The sequence below is a fragment of the Nocardiopsis mangrovi genome, from assembly GCF_042653925.1.
GTDB classification, from domain to species: domain Bacteria; phylum Actinomycetota; class Actinomycetes; order Streptosporangiales; family Streptosporangiaceae; genus Nocardiopsis_B; species Nocardiopsis_B mangrovi.
The window spans coordinates 1-24,365 of sequence record NZ_JBHSFQ010000030.1 but is presented as its reverse complement, the minus strand read 5'-3'; the positions used below and the strand labels follow the sequence as shown (position 1 = coordinate 24,365).

General features: G+C 74.3%; 24 protein-coding genes. 17 read left to right on the top strand and 7 right to left on the bottom strand.

Annotation, left to right across the window (positions count from 1 at the left end; all coding sequences use genetic code 11):
• Window positions 1–25 precede the first annotated feature (25 nt).
• The 8 genes from ACFO4E_RS23895 to ACFO4E_RS23860 all read left to right on the top strand — a co-directional run bounded on the left by ACFO4E_RS23895 (window position 26) and on the right by ACFO4E_RS23860 (window position 7,276).
• A complete protein-coding gene (locus tag ACFO4E_RS23895; protein WP_378578471.1) occupies window positions 26–889 on the top strand; it encodes a BtpA/SgcQ family protein in 864 nt (287 codons plus the stop codon).
• Window positions 886–1,815, top strand: a complete 930-nt coding sequence (locus ACFO4E_RS23890; RefSeq protein WP_378578469.1) for a carbohydrate kinase family protein — start codon at window positions 886–888, stop codon at window positions 1,813–1,815. Before ACFO4E_RS23895 ends, ACFO4E_RS23890 begins: the two co-directional genes overlap by 4 nt.
• Window positions 1,812–2,825 (top strand): substrate-binding domain-containing protein, encoded by a 1,014-nt coding sequence (locus tag ACFO4E_RS23885; protein WP_378578468.1) that lies wholly within the window; start codon window positions 1,812–1,814, stop codon window positions 2,823–2,825. The genes ACFO4E_RS23890 and ACFO4E_RS23885 overlap by 4 nt, the downstream gene beginning before the upstream one ends.
• Before the next feature lies 1 nt (window position 2,826).
• Entirely contained in the window at window positions 2,827–3,609 is a 783-nt protein-coding gene (locus ACFO4E_RS23880; RefSeq protein ID WP_378578466.1) for an ATP-binding cassette domain-containing protein, read from the top strand.
• The gene (locus tag ACFO4E_RS23875; protein WP_378578465.1) at window positions 3,606–4,658 is read left to right on the top strand and encodes an ABC transporter permease; all 1,053 of its coding nucleotides are present in this window, start codon (window positions 3,606–3,608) and stop codon (window positions 4,656–4,658) included. The genes ACFO4E_RS23880 and ACFO4E_RS23875 overlap by 4 nt, the downstream gene beginning before the upstream one ends.
• Entirely contained in the window at window positions 4,655–5,716 is a 1,062-nt protein-coding gene (locus ACFO4E_RS23870; protein ID WP_378578464.1) for a phosphotriesterase family protein, read from the top strand. The genes ACFO4E_RS23875 and ACFO4E_RS23870 overlap by 4 nt, the downstream gene beginning before the upstream one ends.
• Window positions 5,717–5,783: 67 nt before the next feature.
• The gene (locus ACFO4E_RS23865; protein WP_378578462.1) at window positions 5,784–6,530 is read left to right on the top strand and encodes a glutamine amidotransferase; all 747 of its coding nucleotides are present in this window, start codon (window positions 5,784–5,786) and stop codon (window positions 6,528–6,530) included.
• 59 nt (window positions 6,531–6,589) lie between these two features.
• The gene (locus ACFO4E_RS23860) at window positions 6,590–7,276 is read left to right on the top strand and encodes a TenA family protein (RefSeq protein WP_378578461.1); all 687 of its coding nucleotides are present in this window, start codon (window positions 6,590–6,592) and stop codon (window positions 7,274–7,276) included.
• A gap of 114 nt (window positions 7,277–7,390) precedes the next feature.
• On the opposite strand, the gene ACFO4E_RS23855 is transcribed toward ACFO4E_RS23860, so the two are convergent.
• Window positions 7,391–8,755, bottom strand: coding sequence for an MFS transporter (locus ACFO4E_RS23855; RefSeq protein ID WP_378578459.1), 1,365 nt, complete (start codon window positions 8,753–8,755; stop codon window positions 7,391–7,393).
• Between the two features lie 597 nt (window positions 8,756–9,352).
• A complete protein-coding gene (locus tag ACFO4E_RS23850) occupies window positions 9,353–9,766 on the bottom strand; it encodes a MerR family transcriptional regulator (protein ID WP_378578458.1) in 414 nt (137 codons plus the stop codon).
• Window positions 9,767–9,810: 44 nt separating this feature from the next.
• On the opposite strand from ACFO4E_RS23850, the gene ACFO4E_RS23845 reads away from it, so the two are divergent.
• Together ACFO4E_RS23845 and ACFO4E_RS23840 are read left to right on the top strand one after the other, a co-directional pair.
• Window positions 9,811–10,740, top strand: coding sequence for an NAD(P)-dependent oxidoreductase (locus ACFO4E_RS23845; RefSeq protein WP_378578456.1), 930 nt, complete (start codon window positions 9,811–9,813; stop codon window positions 10,738–10,740).
• A complete protein-coding gene (locus ACFO4E_RS23840) occupies window positions 10,737–11,171 on the top strand; it encodes a PPOX class F420-dependent oxidoreductase (protein ID WP_378578454.1) in 435 nt (144 codons plus the stop codon). The genes ACFO4E_RS23845 and ACFO4E_RS23840 overlap by 4 nt, the downstream gene beginning before the upstream one ends.
• Before the next feature lie 405 nt (window positions 11,172–11,576).
• Here the strand turns inward: ACFO4E_RS23840 and ACFO4E_RS23835 are convergent, their stop codons facing one another.
• Window positions 11,577–12,275, bottom strand: coding sequence for a GntR family transcriptional regulator (locus tag ACFO4E_RS23835; RefSeq protein WP_378578452.1), 699 nt, complete (start codon window positions 12,273–12,275; stop codon window positions 11,577–11,579).
• A gap of 98 nt (window positions 12,276–12,373) precedes the next feature.
• Here ACFO4E_RS23835 and ACFO4E_RS23830 point away from each other — a divergent pair, with 98 nt between their 5' ends.
• The 4 genes from ACFO4E_RS23830 (at window position 12,374) to ACFO4E_RS23815 (ending at window position 15,375) form a co-directional block, all read left to right on the top strand.
• The gene (locus tag ACFO4E_RS23830; RefSeq protein WP_378578450.1) at window positions 12,374–12,805 is read left to right on the top strand and encodes a VOC family protein; all 432 of its coding nucleotides are present in this window, start codon (window positions 12,374–12,376) and stop codon (window positions 12,803–12,805) included.
• Window positions 12,806–13,171: 366 nt separating this feature from the next.
• Window positions 13,172–13,672, top strand: coding sequence for an RNA polymerase sigma factor (locus ACFO4E_RS23825; RefSeq protein ID WP_378578449.1), 501 nt, complete (start codon window positions 13,172–13,174; stop codon window positions 13,670–13,672).
• A complete protein-coding gene (locus tag ACFO4E_RS23820; protein WP_378578447.1) occupies window positions 13,669–14,289 on the top strand; it encodes a methylated-DNA--[protein]-cysteine S-methyltransferase in 621 nt (206 codons plus the stop codon). Before ACFO4E_RS23825 ends, ACFO4E_RS23820 begins: the two co-directional genes overlap by 4 nt.
• A 432-nt stretch (window positions 14,290–14,721) precedes the next feature.
• Window positions 14,722–15,375, top strand: a complete 654-nt coding sequence (locus ACFO4E_RS23815; RefSeq protein WP_378578446.1) for a TetR/AcrR family transcriptional regulator — start codon at window positions 14,722–14,724, stop codon at window positions 15,373–15,375.
• Window positions 15,376–15,542: 167 nt separating this feature from the next.
• On the opposite strand, the gene ACFO4E_RS23810 is transcribed toward ACFO4E_RS23815, so the two are convergent.
• Window positions 15,543–16,751 carry a right-handed parallel beta-helix repeat-containing protein gene (locus tag ACFO4E_RS23810; protein WP_378578443.1) on the bottom strand — a complete coding sequence of 403 codons (1,209 nt, stop codon included), beginning with the start codon at window positions 16,749–16,751 and terminating at the stop codon, window positions 15,543–15,545.
• Window positions 16,752–17,349: 598 nt separating this feature from the next.
• On the opposite strand from ACFO4E_RS23810, the gene ACFO4E_RS23805 reads away from it, so the two are divergent.
• Window positions 17,350–17,775: a PPOX class F420-dependent oxidoreductase gene (locus tag ACFO4E_RS23805; protein WP_378578441.1), complete on the top strand. Its 426-nt coding sequence runs from the start codon at window positions 17,350–17,352 to the stop codon at window positions 17,773–17,775.
• Between the two features lie 76 nt (window positions 17,776–17,851).
• On the opposite strand, the gene ACFO4E_RS23800 is transcribed toward ACFO4E_RS23805, so the two are convergent.
• Complete coding sequence (locus ACFO4E_RS23800; RefSeq protein WP_378578439.1) at window positions 17,852–18,652, bottom strand: helix-turn-helix domain-containing protein; 801 nt, start codon at window positions 18,650–18,652, stop codon at window positions 17,852–17,854.
• Between the two features lie 49 nt (window positions 18,653–18,701).
• On the opposite strand from ACFO4E_RS23800, the gene ACFO4E_RS23795 reads away from it, so the two are divergent.
• Together ACFO4E_RS23795 and ACFO4E_RS23790 are read left to right on the top strand one after the other, a co-directional pair.
• Window positions 18,702–19,199: a DUF2000 family protein gene (locus ACFO4E_RS23795; RefSeq protein ID WP_378578438.1), complete on the top strand. Its 498-nt coding sequence runs from the start codon at window positions 18,702–18,704 to the stop codon at window positions 19,197–19,199.
• A gap of 713 nt (window positions 19,200–19,912) precedes the next feature.
• Window positions 19,913–20,908 (top strand): LysR family transcriptional regulator, encoded by a 996-nt coding sequence (locus tag ACFO4E_RS23790; RefSeq protein WP_378578436.1) that lies wholly within the window; start codon window positions 19,913–19,915, stop codon window positions 20,906–20,908.
• A gap of 25 nt (window positions 20,909–20,933) precedes the next feature.
• On the opposite strand, the gene ACFO4E_RS23785 is transcribed toward ACFO4E_RS23790, so the two are convergent.
• Together ACFO4E_RS23785 and ACFO4E_RS23780 are read right to left on the bottom strand one after the other, a co-directional pair.
• Window positions 20,934–21,872: a formylglycine-generating enzyme family protein gene (locus ACFO4E_RS23785; protein WP_378578433.1), complete on the bottom strand. Its 939-nt coding sequence runs from the start codon at window positions 21,870–21,872 to the stop codon at window positions 20,934–20,936.
• On the bottom strand, window positions 21,865–24,225 hold the full coding sequence (locus ACFO4E_RS23780) for a sulfatase-like hydrolase/transferase (protein ID WP_378578430.1): 2,361 nt from the start codon (window positions 24,223–24,225) through the stop codon (window positions 21,865–21,867). The genes ACFO4E_RS23785 and ACFO4E_RS23780 overlap by 8 nt, the downstream gene beginning before the upstream one ends.
• Window positions 24,226–24,365 lie beyond the last annotated feature (140 nt).

Genomic DNA, 24,365 nt, shown 5'->3' with positions numbered 1-24,365 from the left:
AATCGATTACATCGGTGTGAGGATCATGGTGCAGCATCAGCAGCCCGGCGTATTCCCGCTCAAGGACAACGCCATCCAGGAACTCTTCGGGACATCACGCGTGGTCATCGGGGCCGTCCACCTCCCGCCGCTGCCGGGGAGCCCGCACTACCGCGGGCAGCCCCTCGACGATATCTCGCGCTTCGCGATCGAGGAGGCGGCGGCCTATCGTGAAAACGGTTGCCACGGCGTCATCGTCGAGAACCACTGGGACATCCCCTTCCTCAAGCCCGGCGAGCACGGGTACGAGACCGCCGCCGCGATGGCGGTCGTCACCGCACGGGTGCGCGAATCGACGGGCCGGGGGGTCGGGGTCAGCGTGCTGTCCAACGCCGCCGAGTGCTCCATCGCCTCGGCGTGGGCGGCCGGATCCGGGTGGGTGCGCGTCAACCAGTGGGCCAACGCCTACGTGGCCAACGAGGGCATCATCGAGGGCCAGGCGGCCCGGGCCACCCGCTACCGGCACCGGATCGGCGCCGACGGCGTCCGGGTCTTCGCCGACGTGCACGTCAAGCACGGCTCCCACGCCATCGTCGCCGACCGCACCCTCGCCGAGCAGACCGAGGACGCCGAGTTCTTCGACGCCGACGTCCTCATCGCCACCGGCTCCCGGACGGGCGACGCCGCCTCCCTCGGCGAGGTCGAGGGCATCACCGCCCACACCCGGCTGCCGGTCGTCATCGGCTCCGGGATCAGCGCCGGCAACATCGGCGGCCTCCTGCCGGCCTGCGACGGGGTCATCGTCGCCTCCTCGCTCAAGGACAACAACCGCTGGTGGGGCCGGGTCGACCCCCGCAAGGTGCGCGAACTGACCGCCGCCGCCGAACGCGCGGGGGCCGACCTCCCGTGATCCTCTTCTGCGGCTACGCCAACGTCGACGTCGTGGCCCGCGTCCCCGCCCTCCCCAAGGGCGGCGACCGGGTGCAGGCGACCGCGATCGACCACCGCCACGGCGGCATGGGGGCCAACGCCGCCGTCGCCGCCGCCCGCATGGGCGCGCGGGCCGCCTTCGGCGGAGCCGTCGGCACGGCGCCGGCCGACCGGGACTTCCTCGCCGCGCTGGCCGCCGACGGCGTCGACACCTCCTGGTGCCACACCGACGCCGCCGTCGCCACCGCGGTCGTCCTGGTCACCCCCGACGGAGAACGCGCCGTCATCAGCCGCGACGACGACCTCGACGCCGCCCGCATCGCCGCAGGGGTCCGGCGCCTGGCCGCCCGCGGCGGGGGATGGCTCTACCTCGACGGCTACCGCTGGCCCGGGGCCGCGACGGCGCTCGCGCTCGCCGACCCCGGGGGCCGGACGTCGCTCTTCGTCGACCTCGACGGCTGCGCGGACCCCGACGCCGCCCGCACCGCGCTCTCCAGCGCGGGGCACGCGGTCGCTGGGCGGGCCCAGCTGGAATCCCTGTTCGGCCCGGTCGAGGACACCGCCGCCGAACTCGCCGCCGGGCACGGCGTCGTCCTGATCGTCACCGACGGCGCCGACGGCTGGCGGCTGTTCGGCCCCGGCGGCGAGACCGGGCGGGGCGCCGCCTTCCCCGTCGACGCGGTCGACGCCACCGGGGCCGGCGACTGCTTCTCCGGCGCCTACCTCGCCGGGCTCGACGCCGGGCTCGCCCCCGCCGCGGCCGCCCGCCGGGCGGCCGCGGCGGCGGCCCTGTCCTGCACCGTCCCCGGAGCCCGCGGCGCGCCCGGCCGCGACGCCGTCGAGGCGCTGCTGTCCGCGCCCGCCGACCCCGACCGACCGCCCACGCCGATTCGGAGCACACCATGATCAGGAATCCGGGGATCGCGGCCTTGTGCGCGCTCCTGCTGCTGGCCGGTACCGCCTGCGACGCCGAGGTCCGCGAGCAGCAGGCCGCCGAGGAGGCGGCCGCCGCCCAGGGGCCGCCGGACCCCGAGGACGTCCCCACCGCCTGCGAGGCCGACGGCGCACCGCTGGAGATCGGCCTGGTCACCATCAACCTCCAGGCCCTCTTCTTCAACCAGATCATCAGCGGCGCCCAGCGCGTCGCCGACGAGGCCGGGGCCACGCTGCAGGTGGTCAACGGCGACGACGACGCCGTCACCCAGGCCAACGCGATCAGCGACCTGGTCGCCGGAGGCGCCGACGCGGTCATCGTCGACGCCATCGACACCGAGGGCATCAAGCCCGCGATCCGCGCGGCCGACGCCGCGGGCGTGCCCGTGGTTGCGGTCGACGCCACCGTGGACGACCCCGCGGTGTCCGTCCAGGTCGGCGTGGAGAACCGCGAAGGCGGCGGGCAGATCGGCGAGCACCTGCTCGCGCAGTCGGGCGGCGAGGGCGAGGTCGACATCGTCAGCGCGCTCAACAGCACCATCCAGCTGGAGCGCCAGGAGGGCTTCACCGAGGCGGTGGAGGACGGCGGCATGGCCGTCGACACCGTGGTTGACGGCCGCAACATCCAGGAGGACGCCCAGACCTCCGCCGAGAACCTGCTCACCGGGGACCCCGACGGGACCTACATCTACGCCACCGGCGAGCCCGCCCTGATCGGCCTGGCCGCCGCCGTACGCGGGCAGGACGCCACCGACCGCGTGAACGTCGTGGGCTGGGACCTGTCGGAGCCCGCCGTCGAGGGCCTGCGCGACGGGTGGATCAGCGGGGTCGTCCAGCAGAACACCTTCGAGTTCGGCTACGCGTCCATGGCATCGGCGATCCGGCTGGCGTGCGGCGAGGACACCGACGCCGAGGTGCCCGTCCCGATCCAGATCGTCACCCCCGACAACTTCGAGGACTACCTCTACTACCTGGAGAAGTGACATGAGCGACCAACAGCCGCTCGTCGAGCTGCGCGGTATCCGCAAGTCCTTCGGGCCCGTGCGGTCGCTCGACGGCGTCGACCTCACCCTCGCCCGCGGCGAGGTGCTCGGGCTCGTCGGCGACAACGGGGCCGGCAAGTCCACCCTCATGAAGGTCCTCGCCGGCGCGGTCCGCCACGACGACGGCGACATCCTGGTCAAGGGCGAGAAGGCGCGGTTCGCGAGCCCCGCCGACGCCCGGCGCGCCGGGATCGGCATCGTCTACCAGGACCTCGCCCTGTGCGACACGCTCGACGTCGCCGGCAACCTGTTCCTGGGCCGCGAACCCCGCAAAGGGCCGTTCCTGGACCGGCGGGAGATGCACGCCCGGTCCGCGCGGATCCTGGCGGACCTGCACGTGCGGGTCACCTCGACCCGCCAGGAGATCGGCACCCTCTCCGGCGGGCAGCGCCAGACCGTGGCGATCGCCCGCGCCGTCTCGACCCGGCCCGACGTCCTCATCCTCGACGAGCCCACGGCCGCGCTGGCCGTCGCCGAGGTGGAATCGGTGCTGCGGCTGATCGGCGAGGTCGCCGCCCGGGGGGTCGGCGTCATCCTCATCACCCACCGCCTCCAGGACCTCTTCCGGGTGTGCGACCGCATCACCGTCATGTACGAGGGGCGCAGCGTGGACGACGCGCGGATCTCCGACCTGGACATCGAGAAGCTCGTCGCCCTGATCACCCGGGCCGACGCGGAGCCCGCGCACGAACCCGCCGCGCTGGGAACGGAGACCCACTCATGACCACCGAGACCGCGCCCGCGCCCGCGGCGGGGCCGGCGCGCGAGGACGGGCCCGGCGGCCCGGCCGGGCGCGCGGCCGCGCTGTGGCGGGGCACCAACAAGGCCACCCTGATCATGCTCGGCGTCACAGCGGCCCTGTTCGCCCTGTTCGGCATGGTCGAGCCGACCTTCCTGACCTTCGGGAACCTGTCCAACCTGGCCACCCAGATCGCCCCCGTGGTGATCGTGGGCGTGGCGATGACGTTCGTCATCACCTCCGGGCAGATCGACCTGTCGGTGGGCTCCACCATCGCCTTCGTCGCCGCCGTCTCCGCCGAACTGCTGGTCTCGGGGCTGGACTCCTCGCTGGTCATCGTGATCGGCATCGCCGCGGGCGCCTTCTGGGGCGTGGTCAACGGCTGGCTGTCGGCCTACAACCGCATCCCGCCGTTCGTGGTGACGCTGGCGACCATGTCCGTCATCCGCGGCATCGCGCTGCTGCGGACCGAGGGCTTCTCGGTGCCGATCGACAGCCGGCTGTTCCTGGCCCGGATCGGCGACGCCGGCTTCCTCGGGTTCTCCGCGTCGGCCTGGATCGCATTGGTGGTCGCCGTTCTCGGCGCGGTGCTCATGCACCGGACGCGCTTCGGCCAGTACGTCACCGGCATCGGCTCCCAGGAGGAATCGGTGCGCCGGGCCGGGGTCGACACCCGGCGGATCAAGATGCTCGCGCTCATGCTCACCGGCGCGGCCGCCGGGGTGGCGGGGCTGCTGATCGCGGCCCGGCTGGGGTCGGGGTCGGCGAACTCCGCGCAGGCGTTCGAGCTGACCGTCATCGCCGCCGTGGTGCTCGGCGGCACCGACCTCTTCGGCGGGCGCGGCTCGATCGCGGGGACGGTCATCGGCGCCGTGATCACCGGGGCGATCGCCAACGGGCTGACCCTGCTGGGCATGAGCCCCTTCCTCACACCGATCATCACCGGGTGCGTGCTGATCCTCGCCATCTGGATCAACCTGCGCGGCCGCGACATCGGCCGGCTGGCGGCCACCCTGCTGGGCAGGGGCACATGAGCGGCGCGGTGGACGCGGTGGAGGTGCGCACGGTCACGGGCACGATCGGCAGCGACCGGCTCGGCCTGACCCTGCCCCACGAGCACCTGGCCAACGACCTGCGGGCCGCGGTCGTGCCGCCCGGCCGGCCCGAGCGGGCGTTCCTGGCCGACGCCGCGGTGACGCCCGAGCTGGCCTGGCTGCTGCGCGAGGACCCCTACGCCTGCCGCGACCACTGCGTGCTCGACGACACCGACGCCGTGGCCGCCGACCTGGAGGTGTTCGCCGCGGCCGGGGGCCGCAGCGTGATCGACCTGACCCCGCCCGGCATCGGCCGCGACCCCGCGGCGCTGCGCGGGATCGCCCGGCGGACCGGCCTCAACGTCATCATGGGCGCCGGCTGGTACCTGGAGCGGTTCCACCCGCCCCACCTCGCGACGGCGACGGTCGACGCGCTGGCAGCCGAACTGGCCGCGGAGTTCCGCGCGGCCGGCCCCGGGGAGGTCCGGCCCGGCGTCATCGGCGAGATCGGGGTCTCCCCGGCGTTCACCCCGGCCGAGCGGACCGCCCTGCGCGCGGCCTGCGCGGCGCAGCGCGAGGTGGGCGTCCCGCTGTTCGTGCACCTGCCCGGCTGGCAGCGGCGCGCCTTCGAGGTGCTCGACATCGTGCTCGACGAGCAGGGCGTGGCACCGGGGGCGGTCGTGCTGTGCCACATGGACCCCTCCGGCGGCGACCCCGGCTACCAGCGCGCCGTCGCCGAGCGGGGCGTGTGGCTGGAGTTCGACATGGTGGGCATGGCGTTCCGCTACCCCGGCGAGGGCCAGTCGCCGGCGCCGGCCGACACCGCCCTCGCCGTGCACGGGCTCATCGGCGCCGGCCACGGGGGCCGGCTGCTGCTCAGCCACGACGTCTTCCTGAAGAGCATGCTGACCCGCTACGGCGGCAACGGCTTCGCGTATGTGCCGGTGCTCTTCGCCGAGCGGCTGCGCGACCTGGGCGCGGACGCCACCGCCGTCGACCGGGTGCTGACGGCGAACCCGCGTTCGCTCTTCGAGGCCGCCGCCCGCGGCGGCGCGTGACCGCCGGCCCCGTGATCACCGAGACCGGCGCGAACCGCGCGCCGGCACCGAATGGAAAGGAGCCCTCGTGAGTCGCGTCCTCATCGCCGGCGAGAGCTGGATGACCGAATCGACGCACGTCAAGGGGGTGGACTCGTTCACCGTGCACTCCTACGTGGAGGGGGTCGGCCCCTTGCGCGACGCCCTGACCGCGGCCGGGCACACGGTCACCCACCTGCCCGCCCACCTCGTCCCCACGGACTTCCCCGGCGACGCCGCGGCGCTCGCAGCCCACGACCTGGTGATCCTCTCCGACATCGGGGCCAACTCCATCCAGCTCGACCCGGCGGTCCTCGACCGTTCCGAGCGCGGCCGCGACCGCCTGGCCAACCTGGCCGCCTGGGTGGCCGACGGCGGCGCCCTGCTGATGATCGGGGGCTACCTGTCCTTCACGGGCTTCCAGGCCAAGGCCGCGTTCCGGCAGACCCCGATCGCCGACGCCCTGCCGGTGGAGCTGCTGCCCGACGACGACCGGGTGGAGCTTCCCGCCGGCGCCGAGCCCGTTGCGGTCGACGCCGCCCACCCCGCCCTCGGCGGCGCCGGCGGGACGTGGCCGCACCTGCTCGGCTACAACCGCGTCACCGCGCGCGGCGGCGCCGCGACCCTGGCCACGATCAACGGCGACCCGCTCGTGGTGGTCGGCGAGCACGGGCGCGGGCGCACCGCCGCGTTCACCTCCGACTGCTCGCCGCACTGGGCTCCGCCCGCCTTCTGCGAGGAGTGGGACGGCTACGGACGCGTCTTCGACGGGCTGGTGCGATGGCTGACCGGCTGACCGGCGGGGCGCGGGCGCCCGGGAGCGGGAGCGGCGGCACCGGGGGAGGCGCCGGTGCCGTGCCCGGCACCGGCGCGCACTCCGGAGACGGCGCGGGCATCCGGGCCGGTGCGACGCGCAGCGAGCGGCTGCTCGCCGCGACGGCGGACGAACTCGACCGGGCCGCGGGGGCGCGGCTGCTCGCCGACCTCACCGCCGGCCGGGTCGACCCCGTCGCCTACGCGCGCTACCTGCTGATCGAGGAGGGGTTCGTGCACACCGCCGCGCGCGTGCTGGGAGCGGCCGTGTGGCACGCGCCCGGCTGGGAGGCGGCGGTGGGCCACGCCCGTTCCCTGCACGGCCTGGTCACCGAGCAGCGGGACTACTTCGCCCGGGCCCGCGAGGAATGGCCGGTCCGGGCCGGGCTGAGCGCCGAAGGGCGGCGCGCCGCCGACACCCTGTCCGACCACGTGCTGGCGGGCGCGGCCGACCACGGCTACCCGGCGATCGTCGTCGCGATGTTCGCGGCCGAACAGCTGTATCTGACCTGGTGTTCGGCTGCGGCGGACCGCGACGTGGCACGGCCGCCGATGGTCCAGGACTGGATCGAGTTGCACGCCCGCTCCCCGTTCACCGACCAGGTGGCGTTCCTGCGCGGGGAGGTGGACGCGCTCCCCGCCGACCTCCCCGACGCCACGGTCCACGCGTGGTTCACCGGCATGCTCCGCGCGGAGATCCGGTTCCACGACGCCGTCTACCTCGACTGACGGGCGCCGGGCGCCGCCGGCGACGGGCCGCCGCAGGTGCGGACGCGCCGTCGCCGCCCCCGCCCGCCGGGCCCGGGGCGGCGGCCGTCCCGGGCCCCGGCGCGCACCACGGGGTCAGCGGGCGTCGACCGGTTCGCCGGCGCGGGTCGGCCACCGCTCGTGGAGGTCGTCGATGACGAAGGTGTGGGTGTGCCCCCACCCCGCCTCGGCGGTTTCGGCGTCGTGCAGGTGGGGGTGGCCGGGCTCCAGGCCGGTGTGGACGTGGGGGAGGGTGCGGGGATCGCCTGCGGGCCAGGCGCGGACCGCGGCCAGCGCCGCCGCCAGGGTCAGCCCGGCCAGAAGGAGCAGCGTGGTGCCCATGCCCGCCGCCGCGCCCAGCCACCCGGCCAGGGGGTAGGTGATGAGGAAGCAGGCGTGGGAGAGGGAGAACTGCGCGGCGAAGACCGCGGGCCGTTCGGCCGGGCCACAGGAGCGGCGCAGCAGGCGCGCCCCGGGGGTGAGGATCAGCGCGGTGCCGGCGCCGAGGAGCGCCCACACCGCGAGGAGCAGGGGCCAGGCGGTGCCCGGGTCCGCGGACACGATCGCCGCCGCCGCGGACAGGACCGCGGCGAGCAGGAAACCGGCGGGCAGCATGACCGGCCGGTCGCCGAGGCGGTCCAGGACGCGGGGCAGGCCGAGCGCCACGAGCATGGATCCCGCGCCGTAGCAGCCGAGTGCGACGGCCACGTCCCCCTCGGAACGGGACAGGACGTCGCGGACGATGACGATGGTGTTGACGATAACGGTGCCGCTCGCCGCGGCGACGGCCAGGTTCATGGCCAGCAGCGCGCGCAGGCGCGGGGTGGCCAGGAAGACGCGGGCGCCCAGGGTGGTCCGGCGCAGCACCCCCTCCTTCCGCTCGGAGGGGGTCGCCTTGGGCAGCAGGACGGAGACCACCAGTGCGGCCGAGGCGAGGAACCCCGCGACGGTGCCGGCGAACAGCCCCTGGTAGGTGACCAGCGTCAGGAGCGCCGCTGCCAGCGCGGGGCTGAACAGGCTCTCCAGGTCGTAGGCCAGGCGCGACAGCGACAGGGCGCGCGTGTAGTCGCGCTCGTCGGGCAGGACGTCGGGGATGGCGGCCTGGAAGACCGGGGTGAACGAGGCCGAGGCCGCCTGGAGCACGAAGATCAGTGCGTAGACCTGCCAGACGGAGTCGACGAACGGCAGGCACAGCGCGACGGCCGCGCGGATGAGGTCGGCGGAGACGAGGAGGGCCCGGCGCGGCACCCGGTCGGCAACCGCGCCGACGAACGGGGAGATGCCCACGTAGGCCACCATCTTGATGGTCATGGCCGTCCCGAGCACCGCTCCCGCGGACGCGCCGGCGATGTCGTAGGCCAGCAGCCCCAGCGCCACCGTGGCCAGCCCGGTGCCCACCAGCGCCACGACCTGGGCGGTGAACAGGTGCCGGTAGGTCCGGTTCCGCAGTACCCCGAGCATCGTCGGCCTCCCGTGATCCGATCGCCGGCGCCATCGGTTGCGCTGGTCCACGGCACGCCAATCTAGCATCATGTGCATACGTATGCACATAATGGGTTCGGCTGAGGAGTGGTCCATAGGCGTCCACCCGCTGTACAGGCGGCCGCGGGGCGGGCAGCCCGGTGCGGGACCCACGGATGGGGCGGGGGATGGCGGCCGGGGCGGCGGTACGCGCCGGACCGGAGTACCACCGTGCGGCGATGTCGCCGCGTGCGGGTTGGTGGGGCCTCGCCTTCGGGCCGGCCGTCGCGCTGGTGTTCGTGCTGTCCGGGAACCTGCCCGGTCTCGGCCCCGAGCCGCCCCCGCCCTCGCAGGTCTGCCCGGTCGCGCCCGAGCCCGGCGCGTCCGCCGGCCGGCCGCAGCCCTACGACGAGGGCGGCGCCGACGACGCCGGGCCCGACCCGCACCCGCTCGCCGTGATCGGCACCCTCGACTACCAGCGGAGGCTGACCGACGGATCGCCCCTGGACGCCGACATTGCCTCCGGCGAGGACGCCGAGCCGTGGCGCCTCTTCGAGTTCCGGTGCGGGATGAAGAGCGTGCGTGGACGCCACCCGGTCAGCTCGGGGCCGGCTCCGCGGTGGTGGGGGCGCATTCGCGGTGGCCCTGCGGGATCCGGCGCTCAGCGGCGCCGATGTAGTCGCGGAGCACCCGGCGGGAGTGGTCGAGCGTGTCGATGTGCTCGTCCAGCCGGCGCAGGCGCCTTCTGAGGGCGGTGAGGAGTTCGGGGCAGGGCTCCAGAACGGGGTCCGCGCCAGTGGCGCAGGGCAGCAGGAACCCGATCTCCCGGGTCGACAGCCCGGCGTCGAGCAGCCTCCTGATCTGCGTCACCGTCACAACGGCGGCGTCGTCGTAATCGCGGTAGCCGTTGGCGCCGCGGCCGGGTTCGAGCAGGCCCTGGGACTCGTAGTAGCGCAGCCGGTACGCCGGGACCCCGGTCAGCCGGCTCAGCTCCCCGATCAACACGCGCACCACTCCTTGACCTTGATACCGGTGTGAACGTCGATGATGCGGCCATGAGCACCGATCCACCTGTTAACGAACGCGCGACGCGGAACCCCGATTCCGGCCGTACCGCCGTCGCGGTCATCGGGCTGGGACTGATGGGCGGGGCACTGGCACGGGCCTTCCTGCGCGCCGGCCACCCCACCACCGTGTGGAACCGCACCGCGGCCAAGGCCGACGGCCTCGTCGCCCAGGGAGCGGAGCCCGCCGACTCGGCCGGCGCCGCGATCGCCTCCAGCCCGCTGGTGGTCATCTGCGTCTCGGACAACGACGCCGTGCGCGGGCTCCTCGAACCACTGAGCGGCGTCGCGGCGGGCCGCGTCGTGGTGAACCTGACCTCAGGGACGTCGGCCCAGGCACGCGAAACGGCCGAGTGGGCACGGCGGGAGGGCGCCGCCTACCTCGACGGCGCGATCATGGCGGCTCCCGAGGCCATCGGCACGGGCGACGCCACCATCGCCTACAGCGGGCCGCGCCCCGCCTTCGACCGGCACGAGCCGGCGCTACGGGTCCTCGGCGCGGCCACGCACCTCGGCGCGGACCCCGGCCTGTCGTCGCTGCACGAAGCGGCCGTCATGGGCCTGATGTGGAACATCCTCAACGGATTCCTCCACGGTGCCGCGCTGCTCGGCTCCGCGGGCGTGGACGCCGCGGCCTTCACCCGCATCGCGGTCGAGGGCATCGGGACCGTGACCGGCTGGCTGCCCGGCCTGGCCCGGCAGGTCGACGAGGGGACCTACCCGGCCCCCGATTCCACCATCGACACCCACCTGGCCGCGATGGACCACCTCATCCACGAGAGCGAGGCCCACGGCGTCAGCGCCGAACTCCCGCGGTTCATCAAGGCCCTGGCCGACCGGGCCGTGGCCGACGGACACGGCGGCGACGGATACGCCGCGATGGTCGAGCGGTTCCGCGCGTCCTCCGGAGCGCGGACGTGACCGCCGGCGCGCCCTTCGACCCGCGCACGCTGCTCGCCGGGAGCCGACTCGGCGTGCTCGCGACGATCAAGGCGGACGGCCGCCCCCAGCTCTCTCCCGTCACGCCCTTCTACGACCGGGAGGCGGGCGTCATCTACGTCTCGACCAGGGAGGGACTGGCCAAGACGGCGAACCTGCGCCGCGACCCGCGGGCCGCTCTGGAGGTGACCGGACCGGACGGCCGGGTGTGGGCCACGGCCGAGGGCACGGCGACGCTCACCGGGCCGGGAACCGATCCCCGCGGACCGGAGGTCGAGGCGCTCGTGGACTACTACCGCGCGGCGGCGGGGGAGCACCCGGACTGGGACGAGTACCGGTCGGTGATGGTCGCCGACCGGCGGGTCCTCATCGCGATCGCGGTGGACCACGTCTACGGCGGCGACATCCGCTGAGCCCGGGGGCCCGGGAGACGCGGGCCCGGACCGCCGCGGCGCCGCGACGGCCCGGGGCCGGGGGGCGCCCGCCGACCGACGCGGCCTCGGGACCACACCGCCCGACCCGGCCTCGGTCCGAGAACGGGGCGTGGTCGCCATCGCGATCGCGGTGGACCGCGCCCGGCCCGGCCCCTCGGCCAGGGCGGGCGGAACGGACGGACCCGGGTCCGCGCGACCGGATCGGGGTCGGCGTGACCGGAACGGTTTCCGGGCCCGCTGAACGGCCCAGTAACGAGGGAGGCGGAGGGACGGGCCTCCGGCCTGGGGCGGTGGGCCTCGGTGGTGGGGGATGTGGTCGGAACGGACGGCCCGCGTGAACGGGCCTGGCAGCGGCGGAATCGGACCCCCCTCACGGGGGCCACCTCACGGGGTCCCGGTGGGGGAACCGTCGGCCGGGTCGGGGCGGTGGGCGCCGGTGAGTACGTCGAACGCGTGGCGGCGGTGGGCGGCGAAGAGCTCCAGCGCCGCCTCGGAGTCGCGTGCCCGCAGGGCCGCGGCGAGGTCGCGGTGCTCGCCCGGGATGTGCGCGAGGTAGTCCGCGGAGCTGAAGCCGATCCGGGTCAGCAGGAACAGGTGGACCTGGGAGCGGATCGCCTCCCACGCCTCCTGGAGCCGTCCGTGCCGGGCCGCCGCGTAGACGGCGTCGTGGAACGCGATGTCGCAGCGCACCATCGCGTGCTCGTCCCCGGCGCGCGCCATGTCCTCGGCCGCCCGCCCGATGGCCGCGATGTCGGCGTCGGAGGCGTGGTCGACCACCCGCCGGACGGCGAGGTGCTCCAGTGCGCCGCGCAGGCTGTCGAGTTCGGCGACGTCGTCGGCGGAGAGCGCCGTCACCGTGGCACCGCGGTGCCATTCGCTGCGGACCAGGCCCTCGCGCTCCAGCCGCAGCAGCGCCTCGCGCACCGGGCCGCGGCTGACGTCCAGCGCGTTCGACAGCTCCACCTCGCGCAACTGGGCCCCCGGGGGGTAGGCGCCGCTGAAGACGGCCTCCCGGACGCGGTCCGCCACCTCGTCGGCCAGTCCCCGCCGGCGGGCGGGGGCCACCCTGCCCTGCTCACCCATGCTCCCTTGCCTCCCTCGATTGTCCTAATGTTAACATTCCTACATCCGCGCTCCGGCGGGTCCGCCGGAGGCGTCCCTCAGGAAGGCAGGCCACCGCCATGACCACGCTCGACTCACCGATCCCCCGGTTCCACCTGGCCGTGCCGGTCGACGACCTCGACGCCGCCCGCGGCTTCTACGGCGGGGTGCTCGGCCTGGAGCAGGGCCGCAGCTCCGACACCTGGGTGGACTGGAACCTGCACGGCCACCAGTTCGTGACCCACATCGCCCCGGCCCGGTCCCAGCGGATCCACAACCCGGTCGACGGCCACGACGTCCCCGTACCGCACTTCGGCCTCATCCTGACGGTCCCGGAATTCCACGACCTCGCCGGCCGGCTGCGCGCCGCGGACACCGCGTTCGTCATCGAACCCTACGTGCGCTTCGAGGGCGAACCCGGCGAGCAGTGGACCATGTTCCTCCTCGACCCGGCCGGCAACGCCCTGGAGTTCAAGGCGTTCGCCGACGACTCCCAGGTCTTCGCCGTCTGAACCGCCCCGCCCGCTGTGCCGGGCGCCCCGCTGCGGCGGCCGGTGTCAGCGGCCGACCTCACGTTCCCGCCGGAGCCGGCGTCTTCCCGTTGAGGGTTCCGCCGGGGGACGGCCGCGGCGGGCGGAGGGGAGGCGGCGATGGGACGGCACGCCGTGGGCGCGGCGGATGCCCGCGACCCGTTGCGGGTGATCGCACCGTACCGCCGGGTAGTGGGCGGCGACGGGCGTCGGACCGGCCGTGCGGGCGGTCCGGACCGCACCCCGTTCCCGTCCGGCGCGGAGGCGCCGGAACCGGCGCCTCCGCGCCGGACGGGATTTCTCGGCCGTGCGGCCTCACACCCCGGCACCGCGGAGCGTCTACAGGGGGTGACGTTGCAACCATTCGAGCTGATCGTGCGCGACTACGGGCCCATGGTGCTGCGCGTGTGCCGCGCGGTCCTGGGCCCGCAGGACGCCGAAGACGCCTGGTCGGAGACGTTCCTCGCGGCGATGAAGGCATATCCGCGCCTCGATCCCGGTGCCAACATCGAGGCCTGGCTGGTGACGATCGCGCACCGCAAGGCCATCGACGTCACCCGGGCCAACGCGCGCCGCCCCGTGGCGGTGGAGGATGTTCCCGAACGCCCGGGTGAAACGGGGCGGCCGGAGGCATGGGACGGCGACCTCTGGGCGGCGCTGAAGCGGCTGCCGCCGCGGCAGCGCCAGGCGGTGGCCTACCACTATCTGGCGGGGCTGCCGTACAAGGAGGTCGCCGCGCTGATCGGGGGCACCGCCGAGGCCGTGCGCAGGGCCGCCTCCGACGGCGTCCGGACCCTGCGCGCCACCTACCCCGTGGACGGGGACGGAGAGAAGGGAGCGGCCCGATGACGACCGCATCGAACCCGGAGGCTGAACGGCTCCTCGCGGGGGTGTCCGAGCGGGAGGAGCCCGCGCTGGCCCGGCTGCGCGAACGTCTGGCGGCGCGGGCGGGGCGGGAGGGGATCCTGGACGTCGCCTACCGCACGATCGACACCCCCGTGGGCTCGCTGCTCCTGGCGTCGACCGAGGAGGGGCTGATCAGGGTCGCCTACGCGGTGCAGGACCACCAAGCGGTCCTGGCGCAGCTGGCCGACAAGGTCGGGCCGCGCATCCTGGAGGCGCCGCCCCGCTTGGAGGACGCCGTGCGGCAGATGGAGGAGTACTTCGCCGGCCGGCGCACCCGCTTCGACCTCCCGCTGGACCGGCGGCTGTCCCGGGGGTTCCGCCGCGACGTCCTGGACCACCTGCCCCGGATCGCCTACGGGCGCACCGAGAGCTACGCCGAGGTGGCCGCCGCCTCGGGGAGCCCGAAGGCCGTGCGCGCGGTGGGCACCGCGTGCGCGACCAATCCGCTGCCGGTCGTGGTGCCCTGCCACCGGGTCGTGCGCTCCGACGGGTCCCCGGGCGGCTACGCCGGCGGGGAAGCGGCCAAGCTCGCCCTGCTGGCCTTGGAACGGGCGGCGTGACCGGGTCCGCCGGGGGCGCGGCGCGCACCGCCGGTCGCTCCCGTCTCCCGGGGCCGTTCACCGGCCGGTCCCGGGAGGCCGGATCCGGAGGGCGGGTCCGACCGGGCGGTCGACCGCCGCGGCGGAGCGAGGGCGGCCCGCGGTCGGCGCGGACGTGTCGGATGGGCCCGATCCCCACACCGGAGGGTCCGCCCCGCCGAACCGATGCGGGTACACCCCTGGCAAAGGTTTAAATTATTTGATTGACTTTTTGATCCGATCCGACGGACGCGCCGGGCTTCCGGGCGGGCCACCGCATGGGGCGGACCGCCCCCGACGTGCGGTTGCGTAGGCTTCCGTCGTTCGACTCCGCCGGATCGCGCGGAGGACCCGCGGCGGCCTGTGGGACGGGGGCGTCGCGGCGGTGGCCGACGTTCCGATGCGGTGGTGACCATGACGGGTAGGACGAAGCGGGATGAACAGGTCAGTGCGACGCGGGGGGCGCTCCTGGCCGCAGCGGAGCGGCTGTTCGCCGAACACGGTGTCCACGCGGTGGCCAACCGTCAGATCAGCGAAGCCGCCGGACAGGGGAACAACGCGGCGGTCAGCTACCACTTCGGCCCCAAGGCCGACCTGGTCCGCGCGATCGCCCGCAGGCACTCCGAGCAGATGGAGCTGATCCGCGTCCGCCTCGTCACCGAGGTCGGCGACTCCACGGACCTGCGGGACTGGGTCGCCTGCCTCGTCCGCCCGGTCACCGAGCACCTGGCCGACCTGGGCAGCCCCACCTGGTACGCGCGGTTCCTCGCCCAGACGACCGCGGACCCGGCCCTCCAGGAGATCGTCACGGAGGAGTCCCTCGCCACCTCCACCTCCCTGGGGACACTGGTCGACGGCATGCACCGGTGCCTGCCCGACCTCCCGGCCGAGGTGCGCGCCGAACGCGGCGCCATGGCGCGCCACCTCATCGCGCAGGTGACCGTCGACCGGGAACGCGCCCTGGCCGACGGCACCCCCACCACCCGCGAGACCTGGCACGACACCGCGACCGGCCTCATCGACGCGATCGTCGGCATGTGGCAGGCCCCCGTCACGCACCGGCCGTGACCGCCGGTCGCTCCGAGGCCGTGCGCCCGGCCCGCCCCGCCCCCTCACACGCAGGCCAGGAGGCCGAGTAGCGCCGTGCTGATTGCGAGGGCGGGGACCACGCGCAGCCACCGCGCCCACGGGGCGGGGGCCGCACGGCCCCCGCCCCACCGGCCGGCGGTGGGCGGTTACGGCGTTACGCGGTTGCCGCCGAAGGTCACGACGAGGCTGCCGTCGTTGGCGAAGGACCAGTCGAGGCCGCCGCTGTACGAGGAGCACCGGGACCCGTTCGAGCCGGACCAGAACTGGTTCGAGCCGTCGGAGTTGCCGATGATCCGGTCGTTCGACCCGCTGTCGCACGAGGTGTTGTTCCGGAAGACGGAGGAGCCGCCGTCGAAGTTGAAGTTGCGCTCCTCGTTGCCGATGCTGACATTGCCCGAGATCGTCTGCGTGCCGAGGTTGCGGTTGTAGGTGAAGCCGTGCTTGCCGTTGTCGTAGGCGATGTTGCCCCGGATGACGTGGTCGACCCCGATGTCCTCCCCGCCGAGCTTGAAGCCGTTGCGGTCGCCGTTCCCGGCCTGGGATCCGTCGCTGAGCGTGCCGTTGCCGTAGGCGAGGGAGTCCTCGATCGTCACCTCGCCGATGGGCCCCGTGTCGTCCTTGGTGTACAGGTCCCAGCCGTCGTCGATGTTGTTGTGGGAGACCGCGTAGCGGAAGACGTTCCCGGGGCCCGAGGTGAGCTTCGCGGCGAAGCCGTCGGCGTCCTCGCCGTCGGAGTCGGCGTTGTCGTGCGACTCCACGCTCAGGACGAGGTTGCCGGACGGCCATTCGTCATCGGGGGTGCTGGAGGCGATCCGGGAGATCTGCAACCCCGTGTCGCGGTTGAAGCGGGTCACCGTGCGCTCGACGATGTTGTCGCTGCCGCCGATGAAGATCCCGTTGTCGCCGGCGCGCTCGACCACGATGCCGGAGATGTGCCAGAACGCTCCGTTGACGGCGAGCCCGCGGTTCGCCGAGTCCTCGCTCTGGGCGGAGAAGTTCAGGACCGGGGTCTCGCCCGGGTAGGCGGACAGTTCGGTGCGGTCGCCCGAGGTTCCGTTGTTGCCCGGTGGGATCGTGACCGTTTCCGAGTGGCGGTAGGTCCCGCCGCGCAGGTAGATGGTCCCGCCGGGGCTGACGCGGTCGATGGCCGAGACCAGGGTCGTCGGGTCCGACTCCGTTCCGGCGGCGCCGTCGCCGCCGCCGGGCGCGACGTACAGTTCGGCCTGCGCCGACGACGGGGAGACCGTTTCGGGACCGAGGGGCTCGGCGCTCGCCGCGGCTCCGGGCAGGGCCACGACGGAGCCGAGTGCCAGAGCGGCGCTCGCCAGTAAGGGCAGCGGGGAAGTGGGGATCATGGGGTGCTTCTCCTTCTCCAGGGGGACCTGTGTGGGGCAGGTGGGGGAGCCGGCTCTCGGCAGGAGAGCCGGGAGGTGAGCAGGAAAGCGCTTACCACAGTAGGAGGGTGCCATGGGCGCGTCAAGACCGTGGCGGTCGGCGTTCGCCCGGCGCCGCACGGTGACGATGGGTGGTCGAGGGGGCGGGATGTCCCTGCGGTCGATGGTGTGCCCGGTCGGCCGGCCCTCCGGCGCGTCCGTCCGCCCGCACGGTCGGGCGGCCGGTGACGGCCCGCGACCCGGTCACCAGTCCAGGGGGAGGGTGGCGATGAACCGGCGGACGCCGGCGGCGGCGCCGCCACCATGAGCCCGGCCGCCAGTGCTCCGGCCGCGACGATGGCGGTGGTGTTCTTCATCGAGCCTCCTGGACGTCGAATGTGGGAGCGCTCCCAGATTTTCCGCGGGAAGGACCCCTGTCAAGGGAGGGAACCGGGCCCGCGGCGGCCCGGGCGACACGTCGTGAATCGCCCTGGCGCCGGACCCGGCCGCTCGTAGAGTCGACCTGAGAGGACGGATCCGCGGCCGGGGGCCCGCGGCCCGGTACACGGAGGGCGGACGCATGCAGGAGATGACCGACGAGGAGTGGCGCGCCTTCGTCTCCCACGGGACGCGGACCGGGAAGCTGTCGACGGTCCGCTCCGACGGCAGTCCCCACGTGACGCCGATCTGGTTCCTCCTCGACGGCGACGACGTGGTGTTCACCACCGCCGGCGACAGCGTCAAGGGCCGCAGCCTGGTCCGCGACGGCCGCTTCGCCCTCTGTGTGGACGACGACCGCTCGCCCTTCGCCTTCGTCATCCTCCAGGGGCACGCCGAGGTGTCCGGGTCCCAGGAGGAGCTACGGCACTGGGCCGGCCGGCTCGGCGCCCGCTACATGGGCGAGGACCGGGCGGAGGAGTACGCCGCCCGCAATAGCGGCCCCGGCGCGCTCCTCGTCCGCGCCGACGTCGACAAGGTGATCGCCTTCTCCGGCATCGCCGATTGACGCGTGGGCGGTCGCGCTTAGAGGACGGACCTGGCGCGCCGCTTCGGAGCGCCGATCGACACCTGGGCGGTCGGGCTCAGGGGACGGCCCGGGCGTAGCGCCCCGGAGTGGTGCCGATGATCCGCTTGAAGTGCCGGGTGAGGTGCGACTGGTCGTGGAAGCCCGCGGCCGTCGCCGCCTCGCTCGGCGGCCACCCGTCGAGCAGCAGCCGGCGGGCCAGGTCGACGCGGCGCGACACCACGTACCGGTGCGGCGCCATCCCGAAAGCGCCGTTGAAGGCGCGCACGAGATGCGCCGGGTGGGCGTGGAGCGAGCGCGCCGCCTCGGCCAGGGTGACACCCTCGGTCAGCCGTTCGTCGAGCAGGCCGCGCAGTCCGTCGGCGACGCCGCGGCCGGGCGCCGCCGCGCGGCCGGAGGCCGGGGCGGGACGCAGGTGCGTGCGCAGCCGCTCGCCGATGAGGGCCAGCCGGCTCTCCGCCTCCAACTCCTCGCCCCGCGCCGCGAGGGCGGTGTGCAGCAGGCCGATGCGCCGGCGCAGCACGGGGTCGGCGATATCCGGGCGGTCGACCGCCGGACCGATGAAGCGCTCGTCCAGGAGCGTCGTGTCGAGGTAGAGCACGCGCTTGCGGAACCCGCCGGCGGTGGCGGGCGAGCCGTTGTGCGGGACCTGCGGCGGGAGCAGGGTCACGGTGTCCGTCGGCGTCCCGTGCTCGTGGCGGTCCAGGTCGTAGCGGACCGCGCCGTCGTCGACGATCAGCAGGGTCCAGGCGTCGTGGACGTGCATGGGGTACGCGTGCTCGGTGAAGCGGGCATGGAACACCTCCACGACGCCCGCGATCGGCGGGCGCCAGGCGGAGACCTCCTGCTGGGACGGCACGTTTAAAACGTACAAGACGCGCAGGTCGGAGGCGTCGCATGCTGGGAGGATGACGACCACGAACGAAGCCGGAGCCGCCGCGGCGCCGGAAGCCGGAGCCGCCGCCGCGACCGGAGCGGAGGACCGGGACGCGCCCGTCCGGTTCGACACCAAGATCGCCGTCGTGCTGCGCGACGACCTGGAGACCTGGCAGCGGCTGAACGTGACCGCCTTTCTGGTCAGCGGGCTGGGCACGACGGCGCCCGAGGTGGTCGGCGCACCGTACGCGGACGCCGACGACACCCCGTATCTACCGATGTTCCGCCAGCCGGTCCTGGTCTTCGAGGCGGCGAAGGAGACCCTGACCACCGCGCACGGCCGTGCGGTCTCCCGGTCGCTGCGGACGGCCGTGTTCACCTCCGACCTGTTCGCCACGGGCAATGACCGTGCCAACCGGGCGGCGGTACGCGCCGTGGGCAAGGACCGGCTCGACCTGGTGGGGATGGCCGTATTCGGTCCCCGCAACGCGGTCGACAAGGTGCTGAAGGGCGCCCGCATGCACCCCTGACCCGCCGCACCGCCCCCGCGGCTCGCCGCGGGAATCGGGCGGCGACCGCCTCGGCGCAGCGGGGAAGCAGGCGGGCGGTCGAGCAGGTGCCGGTGCCACGGGCAACGGTGCCCGCCGTCGGACGTGCGCGTCCACGGCCGGCACGCGACATCAGGGCCGCTGGAGCGCGGGGGACCGGCGGACGGAGCGAGGCCCCCGGTGTGAGCCGGGTCGTTCACGCCGGCTGGGTGCGGATCGCGGACAGCGCGCGTTGCGGGTCGCGTGATCGTGCGCGACCGGTGGCCGGCGGTTTCCGAAGGGTTCCGTTCTGGTGCCGGGTTCGGTTCTGGTGCCGGGTTCCGGTCGGCGCTGGGTGAGGGGCGGCGGGGCGGGGCCTGCCGCGTGGCGGGTGTCCCAGGGCTCACCGATGGAGGGAGAGCGGTGGAGGGAACCGGCCTCGGCGGGCGCCGGGGTCCTTCGCGTCGTCGGGACCGGATCGCCGATAGGGGTTCCGGCGGGCTTGCCGCCGTGCTCGGGCGGTGGCACCAGAGCCCCGGACGGCTCCGGTCCCGGGGGCCGGTCCCGGGGTGCCCGTGACGGCTCGCCGGCGGGGTGTGCGGCGTACCCTGCTACAAGGCGCCCGGAGCGGCCGCCGCCGGCGTGGAGCGCGCCCGGATGTGCGCCGGCCGGCCGGTAGCGGCGGCTGTCCCCGTCCCCAACCGTTGGAAGGTCTTGTGGAGCGAAAGCACCTGGAGTACTTCCTCGCGATAGCGAGCCACGGGAGCTTCACCAGCGCCGCGAGCTCACTGCGGATCGCACAGCCGTCGCTCTCCTACGCCATCAACGTTCTGGAACGGGAGGTCGGGTCGCCGCTCTTCCGCCGCGTCGGCCGCGGGGCGGTGCTGACGCCGCTGGGGGAGGCGCTGCTCGCGCCCGCCCGGCAGGTGATCGACGACTTCGCGCTCGTGCGGAGCGCGGCACGGCAGGTGACCGGGCTCGTCTCGGGACGGATCGACATCGTCGCGGCCACCACCCTGGCCGTCGATCCGCTCGCGTCCTTCGTGGGCGCCTTCCGGCGCCGGCATCCCGGGGTGAGGTTCAACATCGTCGACGCGGAGAGCGCCGCCGCGGTCGTCGACGTCGTCCGGCGGGGCCAGTGCGAGGTGGGACTCACCGAGCACGGCACCCCCGCCGCCGGGATGCACCTTCTCGACCTGCCCGAACAGGACGTCTTGGCGGTGCTGCCGCCCACCGCCGATACGCCCGAGGACCCGCTCCGGCCGGAGGAGCTCGCGGACCTCGACTTCGTCACGACGCCGAGCGGCAGCACCACCAGGAGCGCGCTCGACAATGCGCTGAGCCTCGCCGGGGCGTCCCCGCGGATCGCCGTCGAGACGACGCACCGTGCCGCGATCGTGTCGCTGGTCCTCGGCGGAGCCGGGGCGGCGCTGCTGCCGCGGCGGCTGGCCTGGGAGGCCGGCCGGCTCGGGGCCGTGGTCGTCGCCCTCAGCCCGCCGCTGACCCGCCGGGGCGTCCTCGTCTGGCCGCCCGATGTGCTCTCGCCGGCGGCCCAGGCGTTCATCGACCTCGTGCGGGCCTGGCCCCGCGACGGCGGCGACCCGGACCCGGACTCCGGCTCCGACCCGGACCCCGACCTGGATCCGGACCACGACCCCGCTCGGGATCCGGACCCGGCCCCGGACCCAGGGCCGGATGGGGGCGCCGGCTAGGCGTCCGCGGCGCCGCGGAACACGGCTAGGCGTCCCGGGCGCAGCGGAAGCCGGTGTTCCCCATCGATGAGTCGGGGGCGATCCCCTGGCGGGCGCTGACGCGGTAGCGGCGGCAGTAGGAGTCGTGGCACAGGTAGGAGCCGCCCCGTGCGCTGCGGCGGGTCCCCCCTGCGGGGTCCGGCGAGCCGCCCGCGGAGAACCGGTCGCGGCACCACTCCCACACGTTGCCGGTCGTGTTGTACAGCCCGAAGCCGTTGGGCGGGAACGCGCGGGCGGGACACGTGCCGTACCAGCCGTCGTCGCGGGTGTTCTCCGCGGGGAACGTCCCCTGCCACACGTTCATCCGGTGCTCCCCGCCGGGCTCGCGCTCGTCGCCCCACGGGTACGCGCACTGCTCCAGCCCGCCGCGCGCCGCGAACTCCCATTCGGCCTCCGTGGGCAGCCGCAGGCCCGCCCAGGCGCAGTACGCTTCGGCGTCGTTCCAGGACACGTGGACCACCGGATGGTCGGCGAGGCCGTCCAGGTCCGACCGCGGCCCCGCGGGACGGCGCCAGCTCGCGTCCTCCACCTGGCGCCACCACGGCGCCGCCGCCACGCCGCGGGTGGGCGGGAAGTCGTCGGGGAGCAGCCCGCCGAAGACGAAGGACCACCCGAACCGCTCCGCCTCCGTCCGGTACCCGGTGGCGTCGGCGAACTCCGCGAACTCCGCGTTGGTCACCGCCGCCGGGCTGATCCGGAACGGGGCGATCCGCACCCGCCGGACGGGCCCCTCGCCGTCCTCGGGGTAGGCGCGGGCATCGGCGCTGCCCATGAGGAACTCGCCGCCTGCGAGCGGCACGAGCCCGTCGGGTCCGCCCGCAGCGGACGCGGTGGCGCCGGCGGGGGGCGCCAGGGCGGGGGCGCCCCGCCGGTCGGCCGACGGGGCACAGCACCCGCCGCGCGGGCGCTGCCGCTCGTCAGTCATGGGCGGCCCTGAACCGTTCGCGGTCGTCCTCGCTCCGCGAGTCGCTGCACTGGTCGTCGGCGAGGTCGAGGCGCAGCCGGTGCAGCCGCCCGGTGAACGCGTTGTCGGCGGTGGGGTAGTCGTCGGTCACCGGTGAGGCGCGGTCGACCCCGATGTCGAAGGTCTCGTCGAAGGCGAAGTAGTAGGGGATGGTGGCCTCCACCCGGCCGGCGGCGGTCTCCACCCCGTCGGCCAGGAGCGTGACGGTTCCCCCCTTGCCGACGCCCCCGCCGTCGTAGCCGAAGTCCAGTCGGATCTCGTGCGGTCCGGGCGTCAGGACGCCGCCGCCCGACACCTTGTCCACCCGCAGGCCGAAGTAGTTGTAGGCGTAGGCGGGCCGTCCCTCGTGGACGTACAGCGACCAGCCGCCGAAGCGGCCCCCCTGCGCGACGATCACCCCCTCGCCGCCCCCCGGAGGCACGTCGACGATCGCGGTGATCGTGTGCGAGCGGTTCTTCACGTTCGGCGCGGTCTCCTCGGTGAGCCGCAGACCGGGGCCGTGGAAGGTCACCGTGGGGCGGTCGCCGAACAGGTCGAGCCGGCCCGCCTCCTTCGGGTTCTCCCGCTCGGTCATCCGGTCGTCCAGCGGGAACACGCTGTACTTGGCGGCCTCGATGAGGAACAGCTGCCGGAGCTGGTGCAGCCTGCCGGGGTGCTCGGCGGAGATGTCGCGGGCCTGCGTCCAGTCGACGCCGGTGTCGTACAGCTCCCAGACGTCGTCGTCGAAGTAGCGGCGCCCGGTCTGCACCATCTCCCAGGGCGTTCCGTGCCGGGTGACCGCCATCCAGCCGTCGTGGTAGATGCCGCGGTTGCCCACCATCTCGAAGTACTGGAGGCGCCGGCGGTCGGGCGCTCCGACGTCGTTGAAGCTGTAGAGCATGCTGGTGCCCTCGATGGCCTGCTGGGCGATCCCGTCCACCGCGTCGGGCGCGGGGATGCCGGCGGCCTCCAGGATCGTCGGCATCACGTCGATGACGTGGTGGAACTGGTGGCGGATCCCGCCGCGCTCGCCGATGCCGTTCGGCCAGTGCACCACCATCCCGTCGCGCGTCCCCCCGAGGTGCGAGGCGACCTGCTTGGTCCACGGGTAGGGGGTGTTCATCGCCAGGGCCCACCCGGCCGGGTAGTGGGCGTGGGTCGTCGCGTCGCCGAGCGCGTCGGCGTGGGCGTTGATGAACTCGGCGGAGTCGGGGATCCCGCTGGCGATGCGGTGCTCGTTGAGGGTTCCGCCCAGGCCGCCCTCCCCCGAGGCCCCGTTGTCGCCGAGGACGTAGACGAACAGCGTGTCCTCCAGGGCCCCGGCCTCGGTCAGCGCGTCGACCAGCCGCCCCACCTGGACATCGGTGTGCTCGGCGAACCCGGCGTAGAGCTCCATCAGCGATGCCGCGGCCCTGCGCTCCTCCTCGGAGAGCTCGTCCCAGTGCGGTACGCCGTCGACCCACGGGGCGAGTTCGGCGCCCTCCGGCACGACGCCGAGCTCCATCTGGCGCCGGATGGTGATCTCCCGCTGCCGGTCCCACCCGTGGTCGAACCGGCCCTTGTACTTGTCCCGGTAGGCCCGGGGCACGTGGTAGGGCGCGTGTGTGGCGCCGAACGGGAGGTAGAGGAAGAAGGGGGAGTCGGGCTTGAGGCTCCGCTGGGTGTTCAGCCAGCCGATCGCCTGGTCGACGAGGTCCTCGGAGAGGTGGTAGCCGTCCTCGGGCCGCTTCTCGGGCTCGATCGGCGTGGTCCCGTCGAACAGCACCGGGTACCAGTGGTTCATCTCGGCGCACAGGAAGCCGTAGAACTTCTCGAAGCCCTCGCCGGTGGGCCAGCGGTCGAACGGGCCGGCCGGGCTCACGTCGCGCGCGGGCGTCTGGTGCCATTTGCCGAACGCGGCCGTGCTGTAGCCGTTGGCGCGCAGGATCTGGGCGAGGGTCGCCGCGCTGCGCGGCCGGATGCCGGAGTACCCGGGTGCCGCACTGGCCATCTCCGTCGTGACGCCCATCCCCACCGAGTGGTGGTTGCGGCCGGTGAGCAGGGACTGGCGGGTGGGCGAGCACAGCGAGGTGACGTGGAAGCGCGTGTACCGGAGGCCGCCGCCGGCCAGCCTGTCGGCGGCGGGCATCTCGCAGGGCCCGCCGAACGTGCTGGGCGCTCCGAAGCCCATGTCGTCGAGGAGGACGAGCACGACGTTCGGGGCGCCGGCCGGGGGCCGCGGCGGTTCGGACGGGCGGTGGGGCGGGTCCTGGTCGCGCGCGTCGATCGACGTCGCCGGCGGGCGGGGCGGGTCCCCGATCGGCAGGCTGGACCTGTTCACCTGCTGTTCGGCCATCGAGGGGTCTCCTTTTCGGACTCGCTCGCCCGGTGCGTGGGGGACCGGGCCTCTTCGCTGATCGGCGGATGCTTCGGGGCCCGCTCCCGGCGGCGGCACCCGGGCCGCGGCCGTGCCATCGCCGGACGGGCGGCGGCACG